Source organism: Eremococcus coleocola DSM 15696 (genome assembly GCF_000428865.1).
Lineage (GTDB): Bacteria > Bacillota > Bacilli > Lactobacillales > Aerococcaceae > Eremococcus > Eremococcus coleocola.
On sequence record NZ_AUAT01000043.1, the window covers coordinates 1 to 5,396 of the forward strand.

The 5,396-nt window shown below is 38.8% G+C and carries 6 protein-coding genes; 5 read left to right on the forward strand and 1 reads right to left on the reverse strand.

Going from position 1 to position 5,396, the window contains the following annotated elements; genetic code table 11:
* Positions 1–377 precede the first annotated feature (377 nt).
* Positions 378–965 carry a TetR/AcrR family transcriptional regulator C-terminal domain-containing protein gene (locus G396_RS0108455; RefSeq protein ID WP_028125698.1) on the reverse strand — a complete coding sequence of 196 codons (588 nt, stop codon included), beginning with the start codon at positions 963–965 and terminating at the stop codon, positions 378–380.
* A gap of 139 nt (positions 966–1,104) precedes the next feature.
* Here G396_RS0108455 and G396_RS0108460 point away from each other — a divergent pair, with 139 nt between their 5' ends.
* The 5 genes from G396_RS0108460 to G396_RS0108480 all read left to right on the forward strand — a co-directional run.
* Complete coding sequence (locus G396_RS0108460; RefSeq protein WP_028125699.1) at positions 1,105–2,091, forward strand: alpha/beta hydrolase; 987 nt, start codon at positions 1,105–1,107, stop codon at positions 2,089–2,091.
* On the forward strand, positions 2,088–2,939 hold the full coding sequence (locus tag G396_RS0108465) for a DegV family protein (protein ID WP_028125700.1): 852 nt from the start codon (positions 2,088–2,090) through the stop codon (positions 2,937–2,939). Before G396_RS0108460 ends, G396_RS0108465 begins: the two co-directional genes overlap by 4 nt.
* A 93-nt stretch (positions 2,940–3,032) precedes the next feature.
* Entirely contained in the window at positions 3,033–3,821 is a 789-nt protein-coding gene (locus G396_RS0108470; protein WP_006417638.1) for an alpha/beta hydrolase, read from the forward strand.
* Positions 3,822–4,046: 225 nt separating this feature from the next.
* The gene (locus tag G396_RS10640) at positions 4,047–4,994 is read left to right on the forward strand and encodes a LysR substrate-binding domain-containing protein (protein ID WP_051221259.1); all 948 of its coding nucleotides are present in this window, start codon (positions 4,047–4,049) and stop codon (positions 4,992–4,994) included.
* A 137-nt stretch (positions 4,995–5,131) separates the two neighbouring features.
* A partial coding sequence (locus G396_RS0108480) for a helix-turn-helix domain-containing protein (protein WP_028125693.1) occupies positions 5,132–5,396 on the forward strand: 265 nt, incomplete at its 3' end.

Below are 5,396 nucleotides of genomic sequence, written 5' to 3' on the forward strand. Positions count from 1 at the left end.
AGAACGAATCAAAGAAAAATTAAACTGGATGAGCCCAATTGCTTATCGCCATTCACTTCAAGCTGCTTAGAAAACAAAAAATAAGAGAGACAAGTACATAAAATATGTACTCATCTCTCTGGTCCAACTTTTTGGGGTCACTATACGTGGCCCGGTGCTTTTCTTTTTTGAGTAAATTCTAGAAGGACTGTATAGACCAGAATGTTTAATATATTTATTTGAATCTATTTGATGAAAAAGTGTAATATTTTGTGCATTGGCAAGATTCAATGTACAAAACTAGGATTCCCTGTGCTTTGCCGTGTTTTAAACCACATCTTTTGTTTTTATAAAGGAGGCGCTAGCAATTAATACTCCTAAAACTTTTTGCAAGAGTATCAAACTTCCACCGACAAGGCCCGCCAAAAGGCTAGAATTAGTTGAGTTATTTCTCTACTGAGTTCATCGACTGACATAGCAAAGTCAGACATAATCCACTGATAAAGAATCGATAAAATGCCCCCAGTAAAAAAGCGGGTGGTAAAGCGGGTATTTTTAGGGAAGTGACGTCCCAAGGACTTGTATTTCTCGACTTCCCGGTCGACGACCACCATAATGCGGTTGGAAACTTGACTGGACAAGAGGTCATTAAAACGACTATTGAACATCGTTGAGATAAAGCGTTTATGATTATCAATAAAGGCAAGACTTTCGTGGACTACTTGATAATAATAGTCTTCCGTACTTAAGTCAGGGTAGTCTTGAATATGCTTACTATAAATATCGTTGAGGGACTTTTCAATCACATAATCGACAAATGAATATTTATCTTCGAAATGTCGGTAAAAAGTATTTCGCCGAATCAAGGCAGTCTGGCAAAGCTGGTCAATAGTGATTTGGTCAAAATCTTGTGTTTCTGCCAATTTGAAGAAGGCAGCTAAAAGTGAGCGTTTAGTTTTTTGAATCCGTAAATCTTGTTGGGCCATGTGTAAACTCCTTTTTGCACTAGAGTGGCATTTCCACTTAAATTGTTCTTTATCGAACAGTATACCAGAAAATGCTTCTTTTTGCTGGTCAACATCCATGCTAAACTTTGTTACAATATTCTAGAAACGAGGTTTCATCATGACCAAACTCAAAAGAAGGCTGTCCATTCTAGGCATCTTAGTTTATATATTAACCTTACTCGGCCTAGGCATTGGCAACTATTTTGTAGATTATGCCCTAGTCTATCAAAACGGGGGGCAAGACCGACAAGTCCAAGCAGTTAATCCCAACCAGGAAGCAGAAGACAAACAAGTCGATCAGATTAAAGCCCAAGCTGAAGATTTTATCGCCCAAACCTATCAAGGAGATACTGCGGTGAAAGAATGGCAGGTCAAAAGCCAGGACGGTCTTGACCTTGTGGGCCATTATTTTCCTCAAAAAACATCCAGTCATAAATGGGTGATTCTGGTTCATGGGTATCAATCCAACGAAGCAGAAACCCATGCTCTGATTCCTCATTTCCAGGCTGCCGGCTATCATATCCTAACTATTGCTATGCGGGGCCAAGGGGTTAGCCAAGGTGATTATATCGGTATGGGATACCTAGATAAGGAAGACTTGCTTACCTGGATAAATCGGGTAGTTGACCAGGATCCAGACAGCCAAATTGTGCTTCATGGGACTTCTATGGGTGGGGCAACTGTTCTTTTTACCGCTGGCTTAGACTTGCCGAAAAATGTGACCAAGATTGTGGACGACGCGGGTTATTCTAGTGTTTATGATATTTTCGCTTCTGAATTAAAGGCTCGTTTTTCCTTACCAGCCTTTCCGGTTTTGGACCTTTCTAACATAGTAGCTCAAGCTAAGGCAGGCTATTCGCTTAAAGCTGCCGATGTGAAAAAATACGTTGCCAAGGCCCATGTGCCCATCCTTATTATACATACTGAAAACGATGATTTCGTCCCGGTGGCCATGGCCCATGAGCTTTATCAAGCTATTCCGGGAAGCAAAGAAATTAAAATTTTCCCTAAAGGCGGACATGCCCATGCCCGTTACCTCAATCAAAATGCTTACTATCAAACCTTATTTGATTTTTTAGACCAAGAAAAAGGAGATCAATCATGACAAAATTAGCTATCATTGCTGACTCATCCCAAGACTTGACCTTTGAACTGGCCCATCAATTTGGCTTAGAACTTTTATCCTACCAAATCCAAATGGGTGACCAACATTTCAAAGATTTGGTTGATATCGACACCACTCAATTCTACCGGACCATGCAAGACTATAAGGTCTTATCGACCGGGATACCTCCGATTAATGAAGCTCTCGATCTCTTGGATAAGCTAAAAGCTCAGGGGTATGATCAAGCCTTAATGCTTTGTTCTTCAGCAAAGGTTACGGGGATGCGGCAAATCTACAAAGTCTTACAAGATCAATATGAAGGTATGGAATTATTTGTCTTCGACACGGAACAAATTGCGTCTTCTGCGGGCCTTCAATCGATTTTAGCAGCCCAAATGAACCAAGCGGGCGCGAGTGTCCAAGAAATATTAGCTGAACTTGAACGGGTTCGGCCGCAAACGGATATCTATGCCTTGTTTAGAACCTTAGAATATTTAGTTAGAGGGGGCCGTTTTAATAAATATAAAGGTATGTTAGGTCAAATCCTTAAAATCCAACCCCTACTTAAGATGATTGACGGGGAAGTAGGTGTGATTGGCAAGGTTCGAGGTAAGAAAAAGAGTTTTCAAGCCTTTGTAGACCAAATTAAAGCTGATTTAAAAGGAGCACAACGGTATCGCTTAGCGATTTTCTCTGGGGATAACCAGGAAGAAGTCCTCTTATTAAAAGAAGCTTTGGCAAATGAAATTGAAAAAGCAGAATTAGTGCTTGAAACCCAATTGACCGCGGTTTTAGGTGTCCATGCAGGGCCTAATTCAATTGGAATTGCCACACAAATTTTAGATTAATTCGTTTAATCAGAAGCAGGGTCAAGTTTTTACTTGACCCTGCTTTTTTATTGGCGCAAACTAGGGGTATCTGTCAATGAAAGAAGGATGATTATGGCAATTTTAGAAGTTAAATTTATGTCAAAAGCTTTAATGCGGACTGTGGCGGTCAATGTTTACCTACCAACGGATCGCTTCTCTATGAATGAAGAAATTGAAGTTCCGCTTCCCTACAAGACTTTATATTTACTCCATGGGGTGATGGGCAGTCAAGATGACTGGTTATTAAAAACCAATATTTTAGACTTAGCGGCAGAAGCGAATCTCGCCGTGATTATGCCAGCGGGTGAAAACCAATTTTATGTCGACCAACCTGATGGAATGACCCATTTTAGCCAGTTTATTGGTCAAGAATTAGTCACCATGACCCGGCATATGTTCCCCTTATCTTACAAAGCTGAAGACACCTATATCGCGGGCCTTTCCATGGGAGGTTATGGGGCCTTAATCAATGGCTTAGCGAATCCCCAACATTTCTCCGTGATTGGCGCTTTTTCATCCGCGCTAATTATGGATCATGCCCAAGTTTCGCGCTTAGACCAAGCGATTCCTTTCAAAAATCGGACCTACTACCAGGCGATTTTTGGGGACATTCCCAGTATTTTAAACTCCTATAAAAACCCTACTTTTACGATTGACCAAGCCTTGGCAAAGGGGCAGACATTACCTAAAATCTTTATGACTTGTGGAACTGAAGACACCTTGATGACGGCTAACCGAGAATTTTATCAAGCCAATAAAGATAAGGATGTGGACATTTCACTTCATGAAAGTGAAGGAGGGCATGAATGGCCTTTCTGGCAAAAATCGATCCAAGCTTTTATTCAAGAATTGAATCTTTAATAAAAATAATATCCAATATTACTTTAGTTTCCCTAAAGGCTAAGAGATAAAATGTTTAAAATGGTATTCTACTGGTGAGTTAATAATAATTAAATTTTATTTCTGGAAAAAAACGATGTAAATTTCTATTATTATACTTTAATTAGAGCAAATAGCTTGATATATTAAAATGAAAGCGTAATAATTTAATATTAGATAACGAAATTTGACTAAAGGAGGGCTAAGATGAATTTAGAAATTACTCAAATGTATTATTTGAAACATATTGTGGAGTCAAATTATAATTTGACGGAAGCGGCGCGTAAGATTCATATTAGTCAGCCTGCTCTGAGTCGTTTTATTTCTAATTTCGAAGAAAATAATGACTTAGAACTATTCGTACGCAAGTATAATCGTTTGACTGGTTTAACCAGTATGGGAAAGCTGATTTATGACTATATTATTGAAATTATTAATAAGTATGAAGAATTAGAGGCGGCCGTAGAAGAAAAGGCGGCTCAGGCCAAAGAAGAAACCATTATTTTCGGGGCCACTACCACAACCCCGCAGGTCTTGCTGCCTAAGTTTTTTGCTTATTTCACCAATAAATATCCGCACTTACAGATAAAATTAGTTGAAGGCGGCGCAGTAGATATAGCTAAACGGTTCAAGGAAGATGAATTTGAGATTGCCTTCCTAGTTGAACCCCAAAACCTGGATGTTGATTCAGTGTCTCAAACTCTGGTATACAAGGATGAAATTGCAGCCTTTATGTCAGTGAATCATCCTTTATCTCAAGAAGCTTCGATTACCTGGGAACAGGTGGCAAGCTATCCTATCATGAGCTTATCCAAGGACTTTATGACCTATCATAAGACTGAAGTTAAATTTAAAGAACGGAATTTAAATCCAACTTATGCTTATATTTCGTCTTCATGGCATTATTTAATGGATTCATCTATGTCGAGTCCAGAGACCATTACTTTGATGCCGAGTCGGTCCCCTCGCTTAGTTTCCTCTAAAGAGATGATTATTGTACCAATTGAAGATCCGGCTTACTTCCCGGTTTATTTAACCATTAATCAAAAAAATCCTCATTCACCGGGAATGAAATTATTAATCAAAGAATTATACGCTTATTTACCTAAGGCAGACCAGGAATATGAGCAACGTTATCATAGCCCAGCCAAATAAGAAACTAATTGTTATTATTAGATAATTAATAGGTGACTTAGGATAAGTGGTTGCGGATATATAAAAAAAGACGAGTCTTTTTAGTGTAGTGCCCCCAAAAAGTTGGACCAAAATCTAACTTTTTGGGGGTATTTATATTGTCAAAATATAGTTATGAATTTAAACGAAAGATTGTTGAAGAATACTTAGAAGGAGCAGGCGGTTACAAATATTTGGCAAAAAAATATCAGGTTAAAAGTGATAGTACCATCCGAAAATGGGTTAATGCTTACCAAACCCTAGGTGAGGAAGGACTATTGCGTTGTCGACAAAATAAAGTTTATCCTGTTGAATTCAAGTTAGAAGTAGTACAATCTTACTTGACAAGTGAGAAAAGCTATCAATCTCTAGCGAATCAATATG

Coding starts and splice junctions, on each gene's coding strand:
- G396_RS0108455 (WP_028125698.1), bottom strand. CDS start 965: ATGGCCCAACAAGATTTACGGATTCAAAAAACTAAACGCTCACTTTTA.
- G396_RS0108460 (WP_028125699.1), top strand. CDS start 1,105: ATGACCAAACTCAAAAGAAGGCTGTCCATTCTAGGCATCTTAGTTTAT.
- G396_RS0108465 (WP_028125700.1), top strand. CDS start 2,088: ATGACAAAATTAGCTATCATTGCTGACTCATCCCAAGACTTGACCTTT.
- G396_RS0108470 (WP_006417638.1), top strand. CDS start 3,033: ATGGCAATTTTAGAAGTTAAATTTATGTCAAAAGCTTTAATGCGGACT.
- G396_RS10640 (WP_051221259.1), top strand. CDS start 4,047: ATGAATTTAGAAATTACTCAAATGTATTATTTGAAACATATTGTGGAG.